This window comes from Okibacterium endophyticum (assembly GCF_054780075.1).
In genome coordinates this window covers 335,906-357,890 of sequence record NZ_BAAGXA010000012.1, presented here as the reverse complement: position 1 = coordinate 357,890, position 21,985 = coordinate 335,906, and the positions used below count along the sequence as shown (strand labels likewise).

The following is a 21,985-nucleotide window of genomic DNA, read 5'->3' as shown; positions in this document are numbered from 1 at the left end:
CGGTGGGCGCCTCGTCTCCGCTGACGCGCCCGGCAGCAGCCAGTGTACGTGCCAGCCGGCAGCAAATCTGCGACAGCCGGCAGGCGATAATGTGAGTGCAGGTGGCGAGGGCGCCCGCGCGCGAACCGCATCGGTCATGCGCCGGCCGTGTCTGCGACGAGAGGAATCGACGATGATCATCGCCCACGACCTGGGAACCACAGGCGACAAGGCCTCCCTGCACGAAGACGACGGTCGCCTCGTGACCGCGGTGACCGTGGGCTATGGCGTGCGGTTCGCCGACGGCGGCGTCGCCGAGCAGGACCCTGCCGACTGGTGGAACGCTGTCGTCGAGGCCACGCGCACGCTCGTCGAGAAGTCCGCGGTCGACCCGAGACAGGTGACCGGGCTGACGGTCAGCGGGCAGATGATGGGCGCTGTGCTGCTCGACGAGTCCTACGAGCCGGTGCGCCCGGCCATGATCTGGGCCGACACCCGCAGCGGCCCTCAGACGACGGCTCTCGTCGACGCACTCGGAGAAGCAGCTGCCTACGAGAAGCTCGGCCACAGACTCAACCCCACCTATTCGGTGGAGAAGGTCATGTGGGTGCGAGACAACGAGCCGGATGCCTGGCGTCGCGTTCGGCACTTCTGCGTCGCCAAGGACTTCGTGGTGCACCGCCTCACCGGCCGTCTCGCGACCGATCGTTCGGATGCGTCCGGCACCAACGCCTATGACCAGCAGCGGGATGCGTGGTCGCCGGACGTTCTGCGGGCCGCGGGGCTCGACCCCGCCATCTTTCCTGAGATCATCGACTCGACGGCGATCGTCGGCACCCTCACCGCCGACGCCGCCTCTGCGACGGGGCTGCCGGGTGAGACACGTGTGGTGATGGGCGGCGGCGACGGTCCGATCGCGGCCGTCGGAGCCGGGATCGTCGCCCCGGAGGACGGCGCGTTCGTCTGCCTCGGCACGTCGAGCTGGATCTCTTTCGCGTCTGACACCCCCATTCTCGATCCCGCGCTTCGCACCTTCACCTTCAACAACGTCGTGCCAGGCAGTTTCGTGCCGACGGCGACGATGCAGGCCGGAGGAGCATCCGTCCAGTGGATCAGCGAACTGCTCTCGCCCGAGCCCTCGGGCGCTTCTCTGCGTGCGCTCATCGCCGACGCAGACACGGCAGGCGCAGCAACCGGAGGGCTCTACTTCCTCCCTTATCTGCTCGGTGAGCGCGCACCGCTCTGGAATCCGCAGGCACGCGGTGCCTTCCTCGGAATCAGCATGCACCACGGGCGTGCCCACATGATGCGCGCGGTTCTCGAGGGTGTCGCCTTCAACCTGCTCACCTGCCTGCAGGCGTTCAGAGACGCCGGGGCGTCGGTCGATCGCATCGATGCGATCGGCGGTGGTGCCGCGAGCGATGTCTGGCTGCAGATCATGGCGGACGTCTGGGGTGTGCCCGTTCGGCGTCGCACAGTCGTCGAAGAGGGCAACAGTCTCGGCGCCGCGGTGACGGCTGCGGTCGGCCTCGGCCTCGTCGACGGTTTCGGCGCAGCACGCAGCCTCTCTGAGGTGACGGCCCAGTTCACCCCGGACACCGCGAGGCACAACGACTACGCAGCCCGTCATGCCGTCTTCACCAGCGGCTATGAGCGCCTGGAGCCTTGGTTCCGGATGCGGTCCGGCGTCTGACGGGACCCACGCCCCTCAGCCGACGCGAACGCCCTCGTTGTGCTCGGTGAGCACCCAGGTCGTGCCTTCGTCATCAGACACGAAGCTCTCCCAGGTGTAGGCGTCGCTCGTGATGCCGCTGAAGTTCCAGCGGATCAAGTGGCCGTCGTTGCGTGTGCCGTCCTGCCTGATGCCGTCGCGCCGAAAGCCGCTCGCCACCAGGTGGCAGTACTCGCCTCGCACCGGCTCGAAATAGCTCACCCGCCACGCGCCCATGCTCGCGTCGTACACGCGCACGGCCGTCGCGATCGTGTCGTGGCCATCGACGGCATCGACCAGCGCGACATCCTGCACCGCACGACCGCCGAGAATGTACGACACCGTCCAGGTGAACTCGCAATCCTGCCAGTCACCTGTGCCCTCGTCGAGGCGGCTGGAGTGAACGCGCCAGGTGCCCACCAGCCGGCCGAACAGGTTCATGGCCGTCGGGTACTCCGACGTGGGGCCGGATGCCGTGAGCGCGCTCGCGAAGTCGATGGTCTCGTCACTCATGGCTTCCCCCTTATAAACCTGCTCACGTGCCGGTTCTGCCGGCTTCTGCCGCCGCGATGTCTGTGCGATGGAAGTTCTGGAACGACCGTGAAGCGGTCGGGCCCCGTTGCCCCTGGTAGCGCGAGGCGTACTCGGCCGAGCCGTACGGGCGCTCGGCCGGGCTGGTGAGCTGAAAGAAGCACATCTGCCCGATCTTCATTCCGGGCCAGAGCTTGATCGGGAGCGTCGCCACATTGCTCAGCTCAAGCGTGACGTGGCCAGAGAAACCGGGGTCGATGAACCCAGCCGTCGAGTGCGTCAGCAGACCGAGACGGCCAAGCGAGCTCTTGCCCTCGAGCCTGGCCGCGACGTCGTCTGGCAGGGTGACCAGCTCGTAGGTCGAGCCGAGCACGAACTCGCCCGGGTGCAGAATGAACGGCTCGTCTGGCTTGGCCTCGATCAGCCTGGTGAGATCCGGCTGGTCTTCGGCCGGATCGATGTACGGGTACTTGTGGTTGTCGAACAGCCGAAAGAAACGGTCGAGTCGCACATCGATGCTCGACGGCTGAATCATCTCGGGCAGATAGGGGTCGAGCCCGATTCTTTGCGCGTCGAGCTGGGCTTTGATGTCGCGGTCCGAGAGCAGCACGCACTCAGTTTATCGGCGCGCGCGGATGCCACGGCTCACGTCGTGTAAACAGCTTGCTAAGATGTGGGTGCGCGTTGCGCGACACGCGGATGTAGTTCAATGGCAGAACTTCAGCTTCCCAAGCTGATAGCGCGGGTTCGATTCCCGTCATCCGCTCCATTGCTCTAGCTCTGTCGCAATATTCGGCGATTCTCGTCGCATAAGTCGGCGAGAGCCGCTTGGAATCCCTGATCGCAGTGAGCGTGGGAGGGGCACGTACGCTTCGGACTCGAGCTCCGCGTCCGGGTCGCCAGTGCAGTACAGCTCATGCGTGGCAATGAAAGCAGCCTCAACTTCATCCAGTATTTCCATGCACACGAAGCGGGAGCACCGACATTGACTTCGCCCGGGCTTGCGCTGGAACACCGGGGGCGTCGTTCGTTCAGATGCTTGGTGGCAGAAGCTCACGGAATGGCCGCTGACCGCGATCGCGGTTCTCTTTCTCGTGGCTTACGCATGGCAGATCATTGCAAGCCTGGAGGGGTCCGCGGCCGTCGCCACCGAATCCATCATCTGGACCACATGGGGATTGTTCCTCGTCGACTACGTCGTGAACCTCACGCTCGCGAAACAACGCTGGCGATGGTTCTACCGGCACTTCTTCGACCTTCTGATCGTTGTCCTCCCGATGCTCAGACCTCTCCGACTGCTCCGACTCGTCACGCTTCTCTCGATTCTTCAACGCACTGCAGGTTCTGCCTTCCGAGGTCGAGTAGTTGTCTATGTCGCCGGTGCTTCCGGGCTCCTCGTACTCATTGCAGCGCTCGCCGTGCTTGATGTCGAACGCAACGCACCCGGCGCGAACATCGTAGATTTCAGTGACGCCCTCTGGTGGGCTTTCGTCACCATCACGACGGTCGGCTACGGGGACTACTCACCCGTGACCATGGAAGGGCGCCTGATAGCAGTCGGATTGATGCTGGGTGGGATCGCGCTCCTCGGTGTGGTTACAGCCACTCTCGCTTCGTGGATAGTGGAGCGTGTTGCTCAGCAGGACGCCGATGAGCAAGCTGCAACAGCTGGACATATCAAAGCACTCTCTCAGCAGATAGCCGAGCTGCAGGAGGTTCAGAACGGCAAGGACGCACAGGCGAAAGGCAGCTGATTCCGGCGTGCCGGTTTGACCGACGTACCTGCCAGCAGAGGGCGGTCGCACGAACGGCACAACAACAAACGACCACGGTGAGATGGAGCAGATGGTCCCTCACCTGTCCCGAGACGGCCCCGTCTGGACATCCGTCGCAGGACCGAGAGCTGTGAGGGCCTCCGTCGTGACCGTCATGCGCTGCAGACTTCTGCCCTCCGACAGAGGCGCGTCATGAGCACGTCGATCAGAATTGAGGGCATGACCTCCTCATCGGCCGCTCACGAAGACCACGGCCTGAGCCCGTCACGGCGCTCCCCGGTGCTGGCCGTGACGGTGGTCGGCGGCCTCAGCATCGTTGTCAGTGCGTTCTACGTCTGGGCCATCCACCTCGCCGCGCAGAACGACCCGATGCTCTCGGTCCCGCCCATCTGGGCACACGCGGCATGGGCATTCTGCACTGTTGCATCGGCCGCGGTGCTGTGGTGGCATCAGCGGTATCCGATCATCGTGTTCACGGTCGTGTTCGCCTTACATCTTGTCGGTTCTGTCTTGATCGGCAATGGAGGGCTCGGCGGTGTCGCCCTGCCGCTGTGGTTCAGCGTCTATGCGCTGGCCGCGTTCGGGCCCCCGCTGATCGCGGGCGCCCTGGTGCTCGGTGCATGGGTTCTCGCGACGATCGTGCAACTCCTCGTCGCGGCAGCGGCAGGGCTGTCACTCTCCGCACCAGAGGTAGTGGTCGTGGCGCTCGGCCAGGGGTTCTTCTTCATCGCCTGCTTTTTGATCGGCGTTGGCATGCGTGCTCAGCGGCAGCGTGCCCACGACGCCGCGGAGCGCGCTTCTTTGGCCGAAGCCCGCGTGCGCGCCGAGGCCGCCGAGGCCGTCTCACGTGAACGCAATCGCATGGCGAGAGAGCTGCACGACCTTGCTGCGCATCAGATCATGGACGTGCTGCTGACGACACGTGCGGCACTGCTGGCCGACCCGAACCCGGTCCTGGAAGAAGTCGAGCAGAAGACCGCAGAGGCGCTGGACAGTGTTCGATCCGTCGTCGGAGCGCTCCGCGAGACAGACGCCGATACCTCAGACGGTGAACCCCTGGCCGACGCCGCGGTGCGCGTGATCGAACGAGTGGCTCACGAACGCGATCTGCGCGCCGATCACCAGATCGACGTCTCGCACGAACCGGGCAGCGCGGCCACGGCGACCGTCGTCAGCGTGCTGATCGAGGCGCTCGTCAACGCCGCCACGCACGCACCCGGCGCGCCGGTCGCCGTCACGCTGCGCAGCGACCGCGACACGCTCCGGCTGGACGTGCGAAACCCTTTGCCCCTTCCGCGCACGAGCACGGAGTGCCGACCCGTCGATTCCGGGTACGGGCTGCTCGGCGCAGCGGAGCGAGCGCATATCCTGTCCGGCCTCTTGGAGACCGGGATCACAGACAACGGCGACTGGAAGCTCAGCCTCACCCTACCGACCACGCCCACGCAGAAGGAGGTGACGCCGTGATCCGGGTGCTCATCGCCGACGATCAGCCCAGCGTCCGCCGCGCCCTTCGCACGTTCCTGCACACACAAGACGACATCCGGGTCACCGCCGAAGCAGGAAGCGGCCCCGAAGCTGTCACGAAGGCCAGAGAACAACGCCCCGATGTGGTGCTGATGGATGTCCGGATGCCGGGGGGCGACGGAATTTCCGCCACCGCGTCACTCACAGGAAACGGCGTCGCCGATCCGATTCCAGTCGTTGTGATCACAACGTTCGATCTTGACGAGTACCTCTTCGGAGCGCTGGAGAACGGTGCCGTCGGCTTCCTGCTCAAAGACGCGCAACCCGCGCACATCATCGACGCCGTCCGCGCGGCCGCCACCGGAGACGGACTCGTCTCACCCGCGGTCACCCGGCGAGTGATCGGCGAGTTCGCCCGACGCCGTACCCCTGCGCCTCCGGGATCGTCCATACCGGACCTGACGCCCCGAGAGCGAGACGTGCTCGACTCCCTCACCCGCGGACTCAGCAACGCTGAAATCGCTGCGCGGCTGTTCATCGAGATCGGCACCGTGAAAACCCACGTCTCCAGCATCATCCGGCGACTCGGAGTACGCGACCGTGTTCAAGCCATCGTCTGGGCCTACCAGACGCCCGGATGGCAGACCGACCGTGAAGGAGAACAGTCATGACCGCACTGCCTACAGCCCAGCCCCGGAGGCCGCGCACGGGAGCGATCGCCACCCTCATCATCGGGGCGATCCTGACCATCACCGGCCCCATCTTCGGTGTGCTCGCGGGCAGCTTCGCCATGGTCCCCGGCGCGCTCGGCATCGCCGACGACACGGCGGAGGTCTCGCCGACCGGCACCGTCACGCTTGACGCCGGAGAGTCCGTCTACCTTCTCGTGCCCGTCGCCAGCCTGGAGAACGTCAGCCACGAAAGCTGCACAGCCACAGGACCAGAAGGCGCCGTGACAACAGTGGCCTTCGCACCAGCAAGCGCCCTCAACACGCTCGTGAGCGGAAGCCGCTACGAGTCCTTCGCGCTCGTCACCGCGACCGAGAGAGGGCCGCAAAGCATCACCTGCGCGACAGAGAACACCCCGGTGGTCGCTGCCCCGCCCTTCATGGTGGAAGCACTGCTCGGCCCACTCGCCTGGTGGTCAATCGGAGGACTTGCCGTCTCTATCGTCGGTGTCGTCATGGTGATCATCGGCATCGTCGGCATCGCCCGAAAAGACAAACCCGCATCCGCCGATGCCTAGATGAGGCTCGTCAGCTTGCGGCTGGTCCGCACGAGGCGGGATGCGCCTGCTCGCGGAGATTCACGAAGCCGAATCAGTTCCCGGCCAGGGTCGAGAACAACTGCTCATACCGTTCCGACGGATCGAGCGTGAGTCCAGACTTCACGAACCTCGCCCAGTCGTCCGCCAGCACCTCGTCGAGACCCGATTCGATCGCATCCAGGCCGGCAGCCGCCAAGGCCGAGGGTGAGATCTTGGGCGCGTGCGTGCCCTTGGCCATGTCTGTGTCGACCAGGCCCATGTGCACGCCGACGACCTGTGTGCCTTGGCCCGCGAGCTCGAGCCGCGCACTGTCGGTGAGACTCCAGGCCGCAGCCTTGGAGGCGGCGTAGGCGCCAGCCCCCGGGACGGTGAACCACGACAGTGCCGAGATGACGTTGAGAATGGCGCCTCCCCCGTTGGCCTTCAGGATCGGAGCGAACGCACGAGTTGTGAGCAACGGGCCGTAGAAGTTCGTGTCCATCTCTCGCCTGATGTCCGCCACGTCGCCGGAGACCACTGACGTACCGGTGGATATGCCCGCATTGTTGATCAGGATCTGGACGTCGCCTGCTGCGTCGGCAGCAGCCTGGACCTGTGAGGGGTCCGTGATGTCGAGCTGGATCGGCTCGACGCCGTCCACATCGACGGCGCTCGCATTGCGCGAAGCCGCGTAGATCTTCGCCGCTCCGCGCTCCTTGAGCTGCGCGACGAACTCCGCGCCGATGCCTCGGTTGGCTCCGGTCACCAACACCACTGCGTCCTTCAACTGCATAAGAATATCCCTTTCCGTAGCGATCACTATGTATTGGGTTCGACAGTACCACATTCCATAGTGGTCGCTACGGTATACTCGAGACATGGCCGGCAGACCACGAAGCTTCGACCGCGACACCGCGCTAGCGGCAGCCGTCGAGCAGTTCTGGCGCACAGGCTACGAAGAAACCACCATTGCCATGCTGACGAGCGCCATGGGCGTGACTCCCCCGAGTCTGTACGCGGCATTCGGTGACAAGGACAGCCTGTTCGAGGAAGCCTCCGCCCTCTACTTCCGCCGGACGTGCGAGGCCGTCGATCGAGCCGCCACACGCGCGACAGCTCGCGACGCGATTGCCAAGATGCTCGACGACACCGCCCGAGCGCACACCGGCGCGGGAACGCCCCCCGGGTGCCTCATGCTGACCGAGCCCCGGCTTGCCGCCCAACGGGACGCCCTGCACCGTCGGCTCGAGGACCGGATCAACCGAGGCGTGAGTGACGGCGATCTGCCCGCGACCGTTCAAGCCGACCGGCTCGCCTCGTTCCTGGTGGCGGTCATGCGCGGCATGTCCGGATGCGCCAGAGACGGCGGTTCCACCGAAGACCTCCTCGGCATCGCCGACGTGGCGATGACCGCCCTGCCGGACCCGCCGCACCCCCGAGATCAGGGGTGACGCGCTGCTGCCGAGTCAGATCGAGCGCCCGTTAAGTGTTGAAACACTCATCTATACTGCTGTCTGACCTGACGCCAGCCCGAACAAAGGATCCAGATGACCGCGCCACCGGGATGGTATGAGGCGGGGGCATCGGGACGACTGCGCTGGTGGGATGGCCAGCAGTGGACAGGACATGAGGCCGCCGCACCGGCTGCTGTCTCCGGGAGCCCCCTCTCCGGGGTTCCCCTCTCCCTGTCCCCGGTCGCGTCACCGCAGATCACCGAGCCCCGGCTGGGCCAGCACTCGATCGCTCAGCCCACCGTCGGCGCCTCAGTGGCAGCCTCGGTCGCACGCCCTGCCTCCGCGACCGTCTCGCCCACTGCCTCTGCGCTTCCGCACCCCGGCTGGTACGCCGACCCGAACGGCCGCATCCGCTGGTGGAGTGCTCGGTATTGGACCGGTTTCACCCTGAAAGACGGACGCCCCGCCACAGACGGCTACGTGACGGAACAGCCGTCGATAGCCTGGGCATCCGGCTTCGTCTTCCTCATGCTCGCCGGGGCCCAGTTCGGGCTGTCGGTTCTCGCGCCCGTCTCCGCCGTCAGCGGCGCGGCGATGCTCATCCTCGCCGCACTGTGGTTCACACTGGCGGCGCGAACGGCGTCCCTTCGCAAACTCGCCGCGCCCGTGACCGCTCCCGTTCCCACGGATGTTGTCCGCCCCCTTCCCGGAGAACGGGAGGCTGCGGGAGCGAACTGGTACCCGGTGACAGCTCAGGCGTCACGGTGGTGGACCGGAACACGATGGGCGGCGTACGTGTGGAGCCAGAGCGGTGTGACACCGACCTTCCACGGCCAGCGCATGGTCGCCATGCTCCGCTTGACCGGGTGGATCTTCCTCGGAATCGGCGTTGCCGGTGTCATCGGCGGCATCCTCGCCCTGGTCGTCGAAGCGGGCTCCCCCACACCGTGGCCCCTGAGCGGCATCGGTGCCATCGCGCTCATCGCCGGGTTGGCGTTCGCGATCGTGTCCCCGGTCGCCCTGGCCCTTGCGCGCACGCACGCTCGCATGCTGCTCATCCCGGCCGGACCGCCGGTGCCTCCGCCCGGGTTCCCCATTCCGCACCGCTGATCTGGATCCTCGCACCGGCCGCATCCGGAGACACGCTCCGCCCGTTCCCGCTTCGCCCCGGGCTGACGCTCGAGCACGGGTTCGCAAAGCGGCGCACCTCACGGGCTGAAAGCTGCGAAAAGGCCCAGGCTACTTCAGCGAGCGGCGCGACCTCGAGCGTGCGCCTGCGCCGCGTTGGACGTCGACACCCTCAGACGATGGGGCCTCCCGCTTCTCGAAGACGCGGCGTCTCGACGTCCAGATGAGCACCGCGGCGACGACGACGATGGTCGCGGCTATCGCGGCCACATAGAACGCGACGCTGGTGTATCCGCCGCCGGGCAGGTTGGGGTTCAAAAAGGGGTACGGGTACCAGTACGCCTCACCGGACAGCTGGTCGAGGGTGAGCGGACCGCGGACCAGCGTGTAGCCCACCCACACGATCGGATACACAACGATCCAGCCGAGTGAGCGCCACTGCACGGGCCGACGGCCGGGGGCGAAGAGCCAGTCCAGCAGAACATACAGCGGGGCGACGAGGTGCAGCACCTCATTCGACCACGCCAGCGTCGAGCCCTGGGGAAGCTCGATCCCGCGAAGCAGAAGGTTGTAGACGATGCCGGTCGTCACCATGTATGTCGTGACAGACGCCCTGAAGACCGGGAACCATACCGGTTCGCTGTGCCTGATCAGCACAACCGCCCCGAACGCGAGCATAACCGCGGCGATGACATTCGACTGGATGGTGAAGAAGCTGAAGAAGTTCACGACATCGATGTCGATCCTCTCGTCACCCCGCGACTGCCAGTGCGAGATGCTCACCATCAGCTGTCCCACGACAGCGGCGACGATGCCAAGACCGGCTACGCCTCGAGCGAGTGCGTACACCCTCTGTTGTCTCAGATCGTCTGATCTCATGGATCCGCTCTCTCCATCGGTCGACTGAGTCGTCGACAGTCGCTCAAGCAAACCAGTTCATCGCGCCGGGCACAACGGTGGGCCCGCATCGGAGTGAGGGGATGAGGCCCTGAGCTCTTACCAGCGCCCATCCTCCGCAACCTCTCCGGAGGATGGGCTGCCTGGCCTCACACAGCTACAGCTAGGTGACCGCGCGCGGCGCAGGCACACCAAGGCACCGATGGGCTGCCTGGCCTTCAATACAGCTCGTCGTAGTTGTAGGAGTGGAGGACGTCGGGATCGGGCTCGTCGTCGACCTCGTCGGTCACGGTCGTCGATACCACGGTGACCGGGATGGCGGGCGTGATGAGCGCCGTCATCTTGCGTGCGCCGACCACCGGGATGTCGACCATGCCGGCGCCGTTGCGCGCAGCACTGACGAGTTGCGCCTGCAACCGGTCGAGATCCACGTCTGATGACAGGGTGTAGCTCTGCTTGTCGATGGTGAGCTTGACTAACTGCATTCGACTGCTGTCGCCTCCTACGTCCTCTTGATGCGCCTCCGTCTGATGCCCCGAGCTTTGAGCTTACGGCTGCTGCGTGGATGAAGCTAGGGCGTTACCGGCCGGTGGCTCGAGCAGCATGGGTCCCCACCAGAGCAGGACGACAGCTCATGCAGCCGATGTGTGTCGGGCTTTCGGGCTCTCCTCGGCGGATTCGTCTGTGTGAGCGGCTGGCTGGAGATCTCGTCCGGGTTTGCTCACACCCAATCTCCTCTCCTCTCATTCATGTGAGCCATCGGCGGGTACGAGGTTCATGTCAGAGCCGCACGGCGCGGGCGGGTAGCACCTTCCACCGGTTTCATCCCTCGTGAACCCGACGACGCGAGTTCGCCACTCACGATTCCGGCGCCGCTTTCGGCGGATGGCACCGCGCCCTTTGCACGGAGCGGCACCCGCCCCTAGACTTCATGCGGTGCGCCGGAAACTCTTGGCGGCGAAGGGAAATTCACCCGCCAAAACAGGCATACTATGGTCTTTCCAGATAACGACAGGCACGAACGATGAAGGGCGATGACGGCAAGCGCCGGACGCTGAGCATCCAATGAAGAACACATCACCTATAGCCCTCGTGGGGCACTTGAGCGGCATCGGCCCGCTCCTCAAAGATGAATTCGACGACGCGGGCTTCCAGACCCTGTGTGCAGGCGACATCCCGTCGCTCATCGCGAACCAGGGTCCTCAGCTCGGTGGCGCGGTGGTGGGCGTCGACATCGACGACATTCCCAAGCGCCGTGAGCTCACCAAGCGCACAAAAGCGCTCGGAACCGACCTGCACCTGCTGCTCCCGTTCCTGACGGACTCGGCACCGATCCTCGTCATCGCTTATGCGAACGACCGGATCATCGCCTCACGTCTCGACGAGCTGCTTGCCACGACCCTGCGCAAGGTGCACACAGAGGCAGAACTCGAGCGCGCGTGTCAGATCACGGTGAATGCGCTCGACGTCACCGGCTCGATGGACTACCGCCTCGCCGCCTCGCGCATCGTTGACTTCTTCGAACGGCAGGACATCCCGGTGAGTGGCGAGCTCATCTCTGCACAACAGATCCAGAACCAGTCTCTGTGCTCGGCCCTGGCATCGAACTTCGCGATCTGAGCAGCCCGGCACTGAGCAAACAGCCCGGCACTCTGAGCAAACTCAGGCGAACTCAGGCAATCTGAGCAACTCGGCACACGGCCCGGGTGACCGGCGTGCGTGCGACGAGGAAAAAGTCACGAGAAGAGGACGAAACGGCGAACAGTAGCCTCGCCTCGTGACGAAGTCCGGATATGGGGCCCGGAGCTTATTCTGCGGGCGGAGCTGCGGGCTGGCAGACGGCACGGGCGGCCAGCTGCTCTGACATCTGCTCCTGCGACCACGGAAGCGCGATGGCCGGGAGCTCTCGTCCCTCTGCGGGCTCTGCCTTCCCGCCGATGGCGGCGAGTTTCATCGCCAGGGCTTCGATGAAGGCGACCCCCGCGGTGGAATTGTTCAGCATCACCACAACTGTGAGGCCGGACTCCGGATCGGTGAGCATCGCAGACATCTGACCAGGCATCGACCCGAACTGCCCGCGCATCGGACCGAACTGATACGCACCGGCCTGTGCGAACTCCTGCCAGGATTCATGATCGCCGCCGAGGGGGATGGTCTGCCACACAACATCTTTCGTCGCAGCACCCCGCAGTGCCCCCGTCGCAAGCGCCTGCGAATATGCGTGCAGATCCTCGATGGTCGACACCACCCCGCCAGCGGTGGACATCATCGAGTTCGACAGCTTGGACTGGTCCGTCGGCGCATCGCACGCGTATGTTCCATCCGGGAGCGGCAATGCCTGCCAGGCGGATGCCGCCGGTGAAGGGAGTGTGTAGTTCGCCGGCCCGGGAAACGACGAATCGTTTAGACCGAGCGGCTCGAAGATGTAGCGGTCATAGAGTTCGGGCCACGTCTCATCCATCACGGACTCGAGCACGAGCCCCAGCAGAATGTAACCGGTGTCCGACTGAGCGTACGCGGCTCCCGGGGTTCCGGAGCGCCGAGCGACACCATCCGCGACAAGCTCCATGCGCGCCCATTCGCGGGTGGGGTTCCGCTCGAACTGCGCACCGAAGGTCGCCGCCGAATCGCTGATGCCTGACGTGCTCTGGCACAGCTGTCCGAACGTGATGCCAGAGACGCCGACGAGGTCTGGCAGGTAGTCCGTCACGTTGTCGTCGAGCGAAACCACCCCCTCGTCGACGAGCGCGAAGAGCACCTCACAGGTCATCGGCTTGGTGTTGTCCGCGATGCGAAAATGCATGTCCGTCGACATCTCGCTGCCGCCGCCCGGTTCGGTGGTGCCCGATGCCGTGACCCACGTGCCGGACCACGGTGCCCAGACGCCCGCGATCGCACCAGATGCACCCGACAACGCCATAGCATCCGTCAGCGCCGCGTTCAACTGCTCGACGCTCGCACCCGGAAGCTCGCCCTCGACCTGTTCGGGAAGATCGATCGTCGCATTCGCGACCTCGGCACACGACCCGAGCGACAGGATGAGTGCACCCGCGAGCACGGCGGAGACAGCCATGCGCATAACGCGTGTGCGTTTCAAATCGAATCCCCCCGGACTGCCCTGGGCAAAGTCTAATCGAGCGGCAGCTGGACAAACGCCCAGACACTCTGCTGTTGTCTAGTGTTATGACCTCACACGCATTTTCCCCAGACATCGTCACAGCTGTTCTCACGCACATGAACGGCGACCACCCTGAAGACAGCCTCGTCATCGTGCGCGCCTTCGCTCGCCCCGATGCAGAGGCCGCGACCATGATCGGCCTCGACGGCGACGGGGGCGTCTGGGCCGCGACCTCGACTGACGGCGAATCGGAGGTGCGCGTGCAGTGGTCTCGCCCGATCACCGAACGAGCGGAGATCAGGCGCGAGGTCGTTGTGCTCTACAACAGGGCCTGCGACGCACTCGGCATACCGCGTCGAGCACACTGAAGTCAAACCCCTACCCGCGGTTCTTCCCTTTGGGCCTAATGGGCACATAGACGCAGCTTGCGTTGTCAAAAAAGGAGGGACCATCATGGCTCAATCACCCAACCGCCTGGTCGCTGTGATCTTCGGTGCTGTATATCTGCTTGTCGGGCTGCTCGGATGGCTTGCCACAAGCGGCATCGGGTTCATCTCGACAGAGGGCGGGCTGCTGCTCGGCGTCTTCGAAGTCAACCCTCTGCACAACATCGTGCACCTGCTGATCGGCGCGGCACTGCTGATCGCCGGGCTCAAGGGAGTCTCCGCGGCAAAGGGGATGAACATCACGGTGGGAGCCGTCTACCTGCTCGTGGGCATCATCGGCTTCTTCATCGCAGACACGGCTGCGAACATCCTCGCGCTGAACACCGCAGACCACTTCTTGCACCTCGCAAGCGCGATCATCCTGTTGGCTGTCGGACTCGCCGCGGACAAAGACGTTTCGACGTCGCGTACGCGCACGGTCTGACCTCATCGGACAAGAGGGGAGTACAGCGTGCCGATCATCATTCGCTGCTGGATCGCACTGGCCTCAGTCGGGGCAGGGCTGGTGTGCCTGGCCGTCGGCGCGAGCTCCCCTCTTGTTCTTCAGATCGCACTCGTCGCGGTCGGCGCGGGCCAGGTCGTCTGGGCCGTGCTCGCGTTCGCGCGGAACACCCTTCCCGCGCCGCGTCAGGCTCTCTGGCTGATGCTTGCACCCGTCATCGGGTGGGCCATGCTGCTGGTCGTCGGAATCGTGTCGGGGCAGGCGGTGTTCTCGTGGACCCTGCCGGTGTTCCCCATGGCCGTCGCGTCGCTCCTCAGCCTGGCCGCTGCGGCCATGCTCACACTGTCGCGTCGACGGGAGGATGTTCGCCGACGGTCGGATGCCGTCTGGTCTGATTCGAGGGGCCCCGACTCGAGGAACACCGACTCGAGGAACACCGGCGACTCCTCACAGAGGGGACATCCGGCATCCGGGCCGGCAGGCACCACCCGATTTCTCGTTGGGCTCGCCGCCGGTTCGTTTCTCGTGGCCGGCCTCGTGACCCCCGCTCTTGCGGCGACGGATGCCGGCAGCCACGCGGTGCCACACGGCGAGCACCGTCACTGATCTGCGGCTGCGCCGCCGGTCAGGCGCTCGGCAGCGGCGGCCGGCCGCGAGGGATGTCAATCGCAGCCTCGGCCCGCTAGACTAAGGATACCCTTACCAGTGCGGAGTCCCGATGACAGGCGTCACCCCTTTCTCTGAGCAACTGAAAGAGCGCACGCGCTCCGTGCACTCCGACAGCGAGGGTGCCGGGTTCATAAACGATCTGATGCGTGGCGACGGCACTCGCGCGGACTACGTGGCCCTCGTTGTGCAGCACTGGTACATCTACGATGCGCTCGAGCGGATCGCGAGCGACCTCGCCGATGACCCGGTCGCCGCCCCGTTCTTGGACGATGCGCTCATCAGGACGCCCGCCATCGAGCTCGACCTCGACTACCTCGTTGGCCCGAACTGGCGAGACGACATCAGTCCGCTCACGGCAACGCGGGCCTACGTCGACCGCATCAACGCCGTTGCCGACTGGCCGGGCGGTGTCATCGCACACCACTACACGCGGTACCTCGGCGACCTCTCCGGCGGCCAGTTCATCGCGCGTCTGATGCGCAGGCACCTCGGCCTCGGTGACGACGGTGTGCGGTTCTACACCTTCGACATCGACGATCTCGCCGCCTTCAAGAATGCATACCGGGCGAAGCTCGATCACGCGCCATGGGACGCAGACGAACGCGAGCGGTTCATCGATGAGGTCGTGCAAGCCTATGCCCTCAACACCAGGCTGTTCGAAGACCTCGCTGCGGTGAAGGCCGGTGCAGCAGCCTGACGACGCGTGGCCCGCCACGACGTACCGGTCTCGATCATCTCGACGACGTTCCCCGCAGACCAGATGCGATCTCTGCCCGCAGACGGGCACCCGTGCTCGCCGAACTCGGTCGCATCCCACGGTTCGGGATCATCGACCTGCCCCTCTGGTCAACGCTTCTCCGGTCACACGCTTCGCGTCCGACCCTCGGACATAAACCGTTGCACGTCGGCGTCGACGATGATGTCCGACGGACGAAGAGGTCGTGTGAGATACAACCCCTCGATCGAGGTCAGCCTGCTCAGGGCGACATAGGTCTGCCCGGGGCTGAACGCCCGTGACCCGAGATCGATCACGGCGCGGTCATATGTCTTGCCCTGCGACTTGTGGATCGTCACCGCCCACGCCAGGCGCAGCGGGAACTGAGTGAACTCGGCCACGATCTCACGCTTGATCTGCTTGGTCGCCGGTGAGTACGAGTACCGGAACTTCTCCCACACCGTCGGCTCGACCTCGTGGACCTCGCCGTCGACCTCGACCCACACGTTCGTATCGATCTTGGTCACCTGCCCGATCGTGCCGTTGACCCAGCGCTGGCCCTCACCACCCGTGTCGTTGCGCAAGAACATCACCTGAGCACCGACCTTCAGCTCAAGCGATTCGTCCGCGGGGTACGCCGCCTTGCCGAACTCACCGCTCACCTCTGCGGCAGCGGTGAGCGTGCGCCCGCCCAATCGGGCGAGTGACGCTTTGTTGATGCGGGTGACGATGTCGTTCCGCGAGGCCAGCGTGATCGTGCCGTCGTCAGGCGGCATCCTCGCGCCGGCCTCGTTCAGGGCTCCCGCGATCTCGGCGGTGACCTGCCCGAAGCGCACCGCATTGAGCATGTACTTGAAGTGGTCGTCTGCCTGCCGGTGAATCTCGTTGAGCTCCACCACTTTGAGCGGGGTCTCTCGCCAGACCTTCGCGTCGAAGAACCAGAACGAACGGTAGTGGTCGTCGATGTAGTGCCGTTCGTCACCGTGACCCGGCACCGGTGCCAGCTGATAGGGGTCGCCGAACAGAACCACCTGCACACCCCCGAATGGCTCGTGCTTGCGTTGTCTGGCCTGTCGGAGGCTGCGGTCGATCGCGTCCATCAGGTCGGCGTTGACCATCGACACCTCATCGATCACGATCGTGTCTATCGTGTTCAGCAGTTTCTTGAGCTGATCAGGTTGGTCGAGCTGCTGGTCTGCGATCAGCCCGATGGGCAGTCGGAACAGGGAGTGGATGGTCTGTCCGCCGACGTTCAACGCGGCCACACCCGTCGGCGCGCTGATGACGATCTGCTTCGAGGTGTTCCACGACAGGTGGTTGAGCAGGGTCGATTTTCCGGTGCCCGCCCGCCCGGTGACGAACACGTGCTCGCGAGTGCCCTCGATCAGGTCATAGACCCACTGCTGCTCAGCCGAGAGCGATGGGGGTTTCTGACTGGTGTTCACTGATTCCTTCTGTCCGGGTCTGGATCCGGGTCTGCTTTCCAGGTCTGCATTCCTGGTCTTCATCCAAGCGGGGTTCGACCACGCTGCGTGCCCGATATGCCCCATCCACTGTATTCCGCGCAGCCGAGTGGTCGGGCCAGGAACGTCTGTTGTGCATAAGATGGCGGGGTGAGTGACCTTCAGCCGCCCCGCCCGTTCTCCGGCGAGCCCGGGCACACGCCTCCGCAGTCCCACCAGGGAGCGCCGAGCCAGCCGGCACCAGGCCAGCCCACCCATCCCCCTGGCTACCCGCAGCAGCAACCGCAACAGCGGGTGCAGCAACCCCCGCAACAGCAGATCCAGACCGGGCCGATGCAGCCGGCAGCGGCCTACGGGCATCCGGTTCCTCCGTCTGCTCCTGCTCGCAAGCCGATGTCTGCGCGCGCCCGTCTCACCGTGACATGGGGCGTCATCGGGGTGATGCTGCTGGTGACGGCACTCGCCGCCATCGGCGCGCTGAACCGCGACGTCTATGGCGCGGGTGCGTTCGTCGGACGCTACCTCGACGCGCTCGCCGCCAAAGACGCCGCCGCCGCCCTCGAGATGCCGGGTGTGGAGTTCGACGACGCCGAACTCCAGAGCGCAGGGCTTCCCGAGGGCAGCGCAGATCTGCTTCTGCGCAGTGACGCGCTTTCCGGCCTGACCGAGATCGAAGAGCTGGGCACCGAAGACATCGGTGGCGGAGTTCACGAGGTTCGTTATGCCTACGAAGCGGGCGGATCGTATGGCGAGTCGACCTTTTATGTGAAGCAGGCGGGTCACCGCTTTCCCCTGATCCCGGTCTGGCAGTTCGATGAGAGCCCGCTCGCGGTCGTCAACCTGTCCGTGCAGCACTCCACATCGTTCGCGGTGAATGGTTTCGCCGTCGACACCAGGCAGGTGACCGGTGACGAGCAGGAGCCTGCTTTCGACAACATCGTCAACCTGCTTGTGCTCTCTCCCGGTCGCTACGAGTTCGCGACGGCCACCGACCTGCTCGAGTCACAGCCGGAGCAGGTGATCGTCGATGAACCGTCGCAGGTGCACGAGGCGATCGTCGACGCGCAACCGACCGAGGATCTGCTCGAGCGGGTGCAAGAGGCCGTGAACGCTCACCTCGACGAGTGTGCGACCCAGGCGGTTCTTCAGCCGACCGGATGCCCGTTCGGGATCAACATCGAAGATCGTGTCTCCGGTGAGCCGAAATGGGAGATCGACACCTACCCCGAGGTTGAGATCGAGCCCGGCGAGGACGGATGGGAGATCGCCGAGGTCGAGGGCTCCGCGAGTGTGGATGTCGACGTGCAGTCCCTGTTCGACGGTTCGGTGAGGAGCGTGAACGAGCGCGTCGGCTTTGAGATGACCGGTCAGGTCTACGTGCAGGGAGACGGATCCGTGGACGTGCAGATCGAGGTCGCGAGCTAGCCACTCGGCGGATCGAGGGGCGCCTCAGCGAGTCGAGTCGCGCTCGGCGAGCTTGGCAAGCCTGTTGTTGTATTCGTTGAGCTCGACGTCTCCGGTGCGATCGGCTGTGCGGTCCAGCCGCCTCTGCAGCCGGGTGTCACTGCGGCTCCACTGGATGGCGACGGTGATCGCGAGCGCAAGGGTCGGAATCTCTCCGATGCTCCAGGTGATTCCGCCGCCGACCTGCTGGTCGCCGAGCGCCGTCGGCCCCCACTCGCGACCCATGGCACCGAACCAGTCGGCGAGGAACAGTCCTGTGCTCGACATGATCGCGAGCCCGAAGAACGCGTGCGACGCCATCGTCACCAGCAGCAGCATCAGTCTGAGCGGGTATGGAAGGCGGAACGGCACAGGGTCGATGCCGATGATCGATTGCACGAACAGAAAGCCGGTGATCAGAAAGTGCGCGACCATCCACTCGTGCCCGATGTGGTCGACCATCGCCCAGCGCAGCAGCGGCGAGTAGTAGAACAGCCATAGCGAGCCGACGAACAGCACGGCAGCCACGATCGGGTTGGCCACCACCGCCGCGAACCTGGAGTGCACGGCGAGCATGATCCACTCTCTGGCCCCCCTCGACCCGTCCGTGCGCTTGGCGATCGCCCGCGCGGCGAGAGTGACCGGCGCACCCGGCACAAGCAGCACCGGAACCGCCATCGCCAGGCCCATGTGGCCGAGCATGTGCACACTGAAGAGGTACTGCTGATAGACGTTCACAACGCCGCTGGTCAGGTAGAACAGCAGCAGGATGCCGGCGATCCAGAGAATCGTGCGGTACAACGGCCAGGTGTCACCGCGGCGACGCAGCCGCACAACACCCGCGACGTAGAAGAAGATGGCGAACGCGCAGAACAACAGCCAGATCAGGTCGAAGTTCCACAGCGTGAAATAGCGTTCGAACGTCAGCTGAGGCGGCAGTGGTTCCCCGGTGAGGATCTGCGCCGGAGTCTGCTCAGGCGGAACCTCTTCGGTGACGGGGGTTGCGGTGCGGGCGAGCGCCGCAGCCAGGCCGCTGGCGATCCCCATAAAACCGAGCTCGGCGACGATGAGCCACCAGAAGTGGCGACCCGCCCTGCCGCCCGCCCGCGACATCCGTTCGATGAGCCAGCTGCGCTGCAGCGCCCCGAACAAGCCGATCGCGATGAGTGCGGCGACCTTGCCGAGAACGAGCACCCCATACGGTGTGAGCAGGCTCTCCCACGAGCCGATCCGCAGCTCCGCGCTGGCATACCCCGACACGGCAACCACAACGAATGACACGAGCGCGATCGTCGAGTAGCGCGTGATCACGGGCACCAGGCGTCCGGGTTCGAGCGCGCGCCTGACCATGACGATCGTCACCAGCCCGCCCAGCCAGACGGCGGCGAAGACCAGGTGAAGCCCGAGCGCCGTGACGGCGTTGTTGTGCCCGGTGGCCCCTGCGGCATGTCCCTGCTCCGCCATCGGCACGAGCGAGACGAGGGCCAGAACGCCCACGAAGAAGATCAGGGTCTGCCCACGCACGGCGAAGCACAGGACCGTGACGGCGGCGGCGATCAGAGTGGTCGTCAGCCACGCCTGCCCGAGCTCGATGTCGGTGAAGAACATGCCGAGCTGAGCGCCGAACTGGTCGCTGAACGACAGTGGCGTCCCGGTGACGTTGAGAAAAGTGAGAAAGCCGGTGAACCCGGACGCGACGGTGTACACGGCCGCACCGCCTGCGGCCACGTCCAGCGCGAGCGTGTACTCGTCTCTCTTGGCGCTCAGGGCGAAGAGCGAGAGCGCCAGAGCACCGATTGCGACGGCGGCGCCGATGTTGACCATGAGCTTGGCCACCGGCAGCCCGTAGCGCACCACCGCGCCCGGGTCGCTGAGCTGCCTCTCATCAGCCCCTCCGCCGTACTGCAGCCCCACGATGAGCACAACGAGGGCGACGGCGACGAGGACTGCTGGTCCGACGATTCGGGTGAGGCGGGGCACTCGTCCAGCCTATGCGACCGCTCGAACGGCAACGTCCCGGCGTCCTGCCCTCAGACGCCAAACGGGGCGCCACGCACCGCGCGACGCCCCGTTATCGAAGATGAACTACTTGGCGGCAGCCTTGAGCTTGGAGCCCGCCGAAACCTTCACCGAGTAGCCGGCGGGAATCTGGATCTCGGCGCCGGTCTGCGGGTTGCGTCCCGTTCGAGCGGCACGCGATGTGCGCTCGACGGCGAGCCAGCCCGGGATCGAAACCTTGACGTCGTTGCTGACGGAGTCAGCAAGCACCGAGAACAGACTATCGAGCACGCCACCGACGGCAGCCTGGCTCTGGCCGGTCTCCGAAGCGATCTTTGCGACGAGCTCGGTCTTGTTAAGCGACTTATCAGCCATTGAGTTGTCCTCCTCGGACTTTGCTATACAGCCTTATTACTGGTGTGGATGCCGGAGGCATTCACTACCCCCAACCGGTCTGTTTGACCGCCTCGAATGTATCAGAGTCCCGCATGTTTTCAACGAATTTCGGGGGTGTGGGACCCTTTTTCGGCGTGTTTTGTGTGCATTCGTCACTTCTGCCACAGATTCAGGGGTCCGAGAGCGGAGAACCGGACGAGAGCGGGGGTCCCCGGTTTTCTCCCCTGCCGGCCCGCGGCATCCGATGACGACCAGACATCCCAAGAACACCAGACACCCGAAGAACCAGACACCCGAAGAACACGAGAGCGGATGCCGACCGAGGTCGGCATCCGCTCTGGATGTTGGGTGCTGGTGGTTACCAGCTGGACTTGGTGATGCCGGGCAGTTCGCCTCGGTGAGCCATGTCACGGAACCGCACACGCGAGATTCCGAACTTCGAGAGGTTACCGCGGGGACGGCCGTCGACGGCGTCGCGGTTGCGCACGCGAATCGGCGATGCGTTGCGGGGCAGCTTCTGGAGCCCGAGACGCGCAGCCTCGCGGGACTCTGCGGTGCCGTTCGGGTCGACGAGGGCCTTCTTCAGCTCACGGCGCTTCTCGGCATAGCGGGCGACGATTACCTTGCGCTGCTCGTTACGAGCGATTTTGCTTTTCTTAGCCATATGTCTACCGCTCCTCGCGGAACTCAACGTGCTTGCGCACTACGGGATCGTACTTCTTGAGCACGAGACGGTCGGGGTTGTTACGACGGTTCTTCTTGGTCACGTAGGTGTAACCGGTGCCCGCCGTCGAACGGAGCTTGATGATCGGACGAACGTCCTGAGCCTTTGCCATTAGATCTTCTCCCCACGAGCGAGCAGGTCCTTGACCACTGCTTCGATGCCACGGGAGTCGATGACCTTGATGCCCTTGGCGCTCAGCGTGAGCGTGACGTTGCGGCGAAGCGACGGAACGAAGTACGTCTTCTTCTGGATGTTCGGGTCGAAACGGCGCTTCGTACGCCGGTGCGAGTGTGAGATGTTGTGCCCGAAGCCTGGAACGGCCCCGGTCACCTGGCACACTGCTGCCATAGTGATTCTCCTGTCAATACCGCGAGACGGATGCC

At 64.9% G+C, this 21,985-nt stretch carries 25 protein-coding genes and 1 tRNA gene; 14 read left to right on the top strand and 12 right to left on the bottom strand.

Features of this window, described 5'->3' with window-relative positions; all coding sequences use genetic code 11:
• The first annotated feature begins 172 nt into the window (after positions 1-172).
• Positions 173-1,672, top strand: coding sequence for a xylulokinase (gene xylB / locus ACYVF5_RS15755; RefSeq protein WP_460948122.1), 1,500 nt, complete (start codon positions 173-175; stop codon positions 1,670-1,672).
• Positions 1,673-1,687: 15 nt separating this feature from the next.
• Here the strand turns inward: xylB and ACYVF5_RS15750 are convergent, their stop codons facing one another.
• Positions 1,688-2,203: a hypothetical protein gene (locus ACYVF5_RS15750; protein ID WP_460948120.1), complete on the bottom strand. Its 516-nt coding sequence runs from the start codon at positions 2,201-2,203 to the stop codon at positions 1,688-1,690.
• Positions 2,204-2,225: 22 nt separating this feature from the next.
• Positions 2,226-2,831: a dCTP deaminase gene (gene dcd / locus ACYVF5_RS15745; protein WP_460948118.1), complete on the bottom strand. Its 606-nt coding sequence runs from the start codon at positions 2,829-2,831 to the stop codon at positions 2,226-2,228.
• A gap of 85 nt (positions 2,832-2,916) precedes the next feature.
• Here dcd and ACYVF5_RS15740 point away from each other — a divergent pair.
• The 5 genes from ACYVF5_RS15740 to ACYVF5_RS15720 all read left to right on the top strand — a co-directional run bounded on the left by ACYVF5_RS15740 (position 2,917) and on the right by ACYVF5_RS15720 (position 6,709).
• A tRNA-Gly gene (locus tag ACYVF5_RS15740) sits at positions 2,917-2,990 on the top strand.
• A gap of 232 nt (positions 2,991-3,222) precedes the next feature.
• Entirely contained in the window at positions 3,223-3,975 is a 753-nt protein-coding gene (locus ACYVF5_RS15735) for a potassium channel family protein (RefSeq protein WP_460948116.1), read from the top strand.
• A gap of 240 nt (positions 3,976-4,215) precedes the next feature.
• On the top strand, positions 4,216-5,463 hold the full coding sequence (locus ACYVF5_RS15730) for a sensor histidine kinase (RefSeq protein WP_460948114.1): 1,248 nt from the start codon (positions 4,216-4,218) through the stop codon (positions 5,461-5,463).
• The gene (locus ACYVF5_RS15725; RefSeq protein WP_460948112.1) at positions 5,460-6,134 is read left to right on the top strand and encodes a response regulator; all 675 of its coding nucleotides are present in this window, start codon (positions 5,460-5,462) and stop codon (positions 6,132-6,134) included. Before ACYVF5_RS15730 ends, ACYVF5_RS15725 begins: the two co-directional genes overlap by 4 nt.
• Positions 6,131-6,709, top strand: a complete 579-nt coding sequence (locus ACYVF5_RS15720) for a hypothetical protein (protein WP_460948110.1) — start codon at positions 6,131-6,133, stop codon at positions 6,707-6,709. Before ACYVF5_RS15725 ends, ACYVF5_RS15720 begins: the two co-directional genes overlap by 4 nt.
• A gap of 73 nt (positions 6,710-6,782) precedes the next feature.
• Here ACYVF5_RS15720 and ACYVF5_RS15715 read toward each other — a convergent pair whose 3' ends face one another.
• Positions 6,783-7,502 (bottom strand): SDR family oxidoreductase, encoded by a 720-nt coding sequence (locus tag ACYVF5_RS15715; RefSeq protein ID WP_460948108.1) that lies wholly within the window; start codon positions 7,500-7,502, stop codon positions 6,783-6,785.
• 85 nt (positions 7,503-7,587) lie between these two features.
• Here ACYVF5_RS15715 and ACYVF5_RS15710 point away from each other — a divergent pair, with 85 nt between their 5' ends.
• Positions 7,588-8,160 carry a TetR/AcrR family transcriptional regulator gene (locus ACYVF5_RS15710; protein ID WP_460948106.1) on the top strand — a complete coding sequence of 191 codons (573 nt, stop codon included), beginning with the start codon at positions 7,588-7,590 and terminating at the stop codon, positions 8,158-8,160.
• 96 nt (positions 8,161-8,256) lie between these two features.
• On the top strand, positions 8,257-9,273 hold the full coding sequence (locus ACYVF5_RS15705) for a DUF2510 domain-containing protein (RefSeq protein WP_460948104.1): 1,017 nt from the start codon (positions 8,257-8,259) through the stop codon (positions 9,271-9,273).
• A 129-nt stretch (positions 9,274-9,402) separates the two neighbouring features.
• Here ACYVF5_RS15705 and ACYVF5_RS15700 read toward each other — a convergent pair whose 3' ends face one another.
• Complete coding sequence (locus ACYVF5_RS15700; protein ID WP_460948102.1) at positions 9,403-10,170, bottom strand: Pr6Pr family membrane protein; 768 nt, start codon at positions 10,168-10,170, stop codon at positions 9,403-9,405.
• A 236-nt stretch (positions 10,171-10,406) separates the two neighbouring features.
• Positions 10,407-10,673 carry a hypothetical protein gene (locus ACYVF5_RS15695; protein WP_460948100.1) on the bottom strand — a complete coding sequence of 89 codons (267 nt, stop codon included), beginning with the start codon at positions 10,671-10,673 and terminating at the stop codon, positions 10,407-10,409.
• Positions 10,674-11,253: 580 nt separating this feature from the next.
• On the opposite strand from ACYVF5_RS15695, the gene ACYVF5_RS15690 reads away from it, so the two are divergent.
• Complete coding sequence (locus tag ACYVF5_RS15690) at positions 11,254-11,808, top strand: hypothetical protein (protein ID WP_460948098.1); 555 nt, start codon at positions 11,254-11,256, stop codon at positions 11,806-11,808.
• Between the two features lie 187 nt (positions 11,809-11,995).
• Here ACYVF5_RS15690 and ACYVF5_RS15685 read toward each other — a convergent pair whose 3' ends face one another.
• A complete protein-coding gene (locus ACYVF5_RS15685; RefSeq protein WP_460948096.1) occupies positions 11,996-13,285 on the bottom strand; it encodes a serine hydrolase domain-containing protein in 1,290 nt (429 codons plus the stop codon).
• An 86-nt stretch (positions 13,286-13,371) separates the two neighbouring features.
• Between ACYVF5_RS15685 and ACYVF5_RS15680 the strand changes: the two genes are divergently transcribed.
• From ACYVF5_RS15680 to ACYVF5_RS15665, 4 genes are all read left to right on the top strand, one after another.
• Positions 13,372-13,674 (top strand): DUF2470 domain-containing protein, encoded by a 303-nt coding sequence (locus ACYVF5_RS15680; protein WP_460948094.1) that lies wholly within the window; start codon positions 13,372-13,374, stop codon positions 13,672-13,674.
• A gap of 85 nt (positions 13,675-13,759) precedes the next feature.
• On the top strand, positions 13,760-14,176 hold the full coding sequence (locus ACYVF5_RS15675; protein ID WP_460948092.1) for a DUF4383 domain-containing protein: 417 nt from the start codon (positions 13,760-13,762) through the stop codon (positions 14,174-14,176).
• Between the two features lie 27 nt (positions 14,177-14,203).
• Positions 14,204-14,800 carry a hypothetical protein gene (locus ACYVF5_RS15670; RefSeq protein WP_460948090.1) on the top strand — a complete coding sequence of 199 codons (597 nt, stop codon included), beginning with the start codon at positions 14,204-14,206 and terminating at the stop codon, positions 14,798-14,800.
• 112 nt (positions 14,801-14,912) lie between these two features.
• Positions 14,913-15,560, top strand: coding sequence for a biliverdin-producing heme oxygenase (locus ACYVF5_RS15665; protein ID WP_460948088.1), 648 nt, complete (start codon positions 14,913-14,915; stop codon positions 15,558-15,560).
• 164 nt (positions 15,561-15,724) lie between these two features.
• Here the strand turns inward: ACYVF5_RS15665 and ACYVF5_RS15660 are convergent, their stop codons facing one another.
• A complete protein-coding gene (locus ACYVF5_RS15660) occupies positions 15,725-17,023 on the bottom strand; it encodes an ATP-dependent DNA helicase (RefSeq protein WP_460948086.1) in 1,299 nt (432 codons plus the stop codon).
• Between the two features lie 168 nt (positions 17,024-17,191).
• On the opposite strand from ACYVF5_RS15660, the gene ACYVF5_RS15655 reads away from it, so the two are divergent.
• Positions 17,192-18,466: a hypothetical protein gene (locus ACYVF5_RS15655; protein WP_460948084.1), complete on the top strand. Its 1,275-nt coding sequence runs from the start codon at positions 17,192-17,194 to the stop codon at positions 18,464-18,466.
• Positions 18,467-18,490: 24 nt separating this feature from the next.
• Here ACYVF5_RS15655 and ACYVF5_RS15650 read toward each other — a convergent pair whose 3' ends face one another.
• From ACYVF5_RS15650 to rpmB, 5 genes are all read right to left on the bottom strand, one after another.
• Complete coding sequence (locus ACYVF5_RS15650) at positions 18,491-20,464, bottom strand: cytochrome c oxidase assembly protein (protein ID WP_460948082.1); 1,974 nt, start codon at positions 20,462-20,464, stop codon at positions 18,491-18,493.
• A 105-nt stretch (positions 20,465-20,569) separates the two neighbouring features.
• A complete protein-coding gene (locus ACYVF5_RS15645) occupies positions 20,570-20,857 on the bottom strand; it encodes an HU family DNA-binding protein (RefSeq protein ID WP_460948080.1) in 288 nt (95 codons plus the stop codon).
• Between the two features lie 379 nt (positions 20,858-21,236).
• Positions 21,237-21,542: a 30S ribosomal protein S14 gene (rpsN, locus tag ACYVF5_RS15640; protein ID WP_460948078.1), complete on the bottom strand. Its 306-nt coding sequence runs from the start codon at positions 21,540-21,542 to the stop codon at positions 21,237-21,239.
• Positions 21,543-21,546: 4 nt separating this feature from the next.
• A complete protein-coding gene (rpmG, locus tag ACYVF5_RS15635) occupies positions 21,547-21,714 on the bottom strand; it encodes a 50S ribosomal protein L33 (protein ID WP_091182394.1) in 168 nt (55 codons plus the stop codon).
• Positions 21,714-21,950, bottom strand: coding sequence for a 50S ribosomal protein L28 (rpmB, locus tag ACYVF5_RS15630; RefSeq protein ID WP_460948076.1), 237 nt, complete (start codon positions 21,948-21,950; stop codon positions 21,714-21,716). Before rpmB ends, rpmG begins: the two co-directional genes overlap by 1 nt.
• Between the last annotated feature and the right edge of the window lie 35 nt (positions 21,951-21,985).

Excerpts from the sequence above, each read along its gene's own strand:
- xylB (WP_460948122.1), top strand. The coding sequence starts at position 173 with ATGATCATCGCCCACGACCTGGGAACCACAGGCGACAAGGCCTCCCTG.
- ACYVF5_RS15750 (WP_460948120.1), bottom strand. The coding sequence starts at position 2,203 with ATGAGTGACGAGACCATCGACTTCGCGAGCGCGCTCACGGCATCCGGC.
- ACYVF5_RS15730 (WP_460948114.1), top strand. The coding sequence starts at position 4,216 with ATGACCTCCTCATCGGCCGCTCACGAAGACCACGGCCTGAGCCCGTCA.
- ACYVF5_RS15720 (WP_460948110.1), top strand. The coding sequence starts at position 6,131 with ATGACCGCACTGCCTACAGCCCAGCCCCGGAGGCCGCGCACGGGAGCG.
- ACYVF5_RS15715 (WP_460948108.1), bottom strand. The coding sequence starts at position 7,502 with ATGCAGTTGAAGGACGCAGTGGTGTTGGTGACCGGAGCCAACCGAGGC.
- ACYVF5_RS15710 (WP_460948106.1), top strand. The coding sequence starts at position 7,588 with ATGGCCGGCAGACCACGAAGCTTCGACCGCGACACCGCGCTAGCGGCA.
- ACYVF5_RS15705 (WP_460948104.1), top strand. The coding sequence starts at position 8,257 with ATGACCGCGCCACCGGGATGGTATGAGGCGGGGGCATCGGGACGACTG.
- ACYVF5_RS15700 (WP_460948102.1), bottom strand. The coding sequence starts at position 10,170 with ATGAGATCAGACGATCTGAGACAACAGAGGGTGTACGCACTCGCTCGA.
- ACYVF5_RS15695 (WP_460948100.1), bottom strand. The coding sequence starts at position 10,673 with ATGCAGTTAGTCAAGCTCACCATCGACAAGCAGAGCTACACCCTGTCA.
- ACYVF5_RS15690 (WP_460948098.1), top strand. The coding sequence starts at position 11,254 with ATGAAGAACACATCACCTATAGCCCTCGTGGGGCACTTGAGCGGCATC.
- ACYVF5_RS15680 (WP_460948094.1), top strand. The coding sequence starts at position 13,372 with ATGACCTCACACGCATTTTCCCCAGACATCGTCACAGCTGTTCTCACG.
- ACYVF5_RS15675 (WP_460948092.1), top strand. The coding sequence starts at position 13,760 with ATGGCTCAATCACCCAACCGCCTGGTCGCTGTGATCTTCGGTGCTGTA.
- ACYVF5_RS15665 (WP_460948088.1), top strand. The coding sequence starts at position 14,913 with ATGACAGGCGTCACCCCTTTCTCTGAGCAACTGAAAGAGCGCACGCGC.
- ACYVF5_RS15645 (WP_460948080.1), bottom strand. The coding sequence starts at position 20,857 with ATGGCTGATAAGTCGCTTAACAAGACCGAGCTCGTCGCAAAGATCGCT.
- rpsN (WP_460948078.1), bottom strand. The coding sequence starts at position 21,542 with ATGGCTAAGAAAAGCAAAATCGCTCGTAACGAGCAGCGCAAGGTAATC.
- rpmG (WP_091182394.1), bottom strand. The coding sequence starts at position 21,714 with ATGGCAAAGGCTCAGGACGTTCGTCCGATCATCAAGCTCCGTTCGACG.
- rpmB (WP_460948076.1), bottom strand. The coding sequence starts at position 21,950 with ATGGCAGCAGTGTGCCAGGTGACCGGGGCCGTTCCAGGCTTCGGGCAC.